General features: G+C 77.5%; 1 protein-coding gene. It reads left to right on the top strand.

Annotated features, from left to right (window positions below; genetic code table 11):
- Positions 1-211: 211 nt before the first annotated feature.
- On the top strand, positions 212-391 hold a 180-nt coding region (locus tag JHD80_RS28465), incomplete at its 3' end, for a hypothetical protein (protein WP_210340011.1).

Below are 391 nucleotides of genomic sequence, written 5' to 3' on the forward strand. Positions count from 1 at the left end.
CCCCCCCCCCCCCCCCCCCCCCCCCCCCCCCCCCCCCCCCCCCCCCCCCCCCCCCCCCCCCCCTCTCTCCTGCTCCGGCGCCCACCGAGATCTACACCGAAGGTTAATCGTCGGCAGCGTCAGATGTGTATAAGAGACAGGCGCCGTCGCGGCGCCGTCCGTGACCGGCTCGATCAACAAGATGCAGGAATGAGCCGACCCGACGCCCGAGATGGTGCAGGACACGGCGCTCGACGTCGCCCGCGCCATCCGGGGGGGGGGGGGGGGGGGGGGGGGGGGGGAGACTCTAGGCGCGATCGCGTATGCCGTCATAGGCATGAAAAACGAGGGGGGGGGGGGGGGGGGGGGGGGGGGGGGGGGGGGGGGGGGGGGGGGGGGGGGGGGGGGGGGG

Origin of the sequence: Allobosea sp. ASV33 (genome assembly GCF_016428755.1) — a bacterium.
Lineage (GTDB): Bacteria > Pseudomonadota > Alphaproteobacteria > Rhizobiales > Beijerinckiaceae > Allobosea.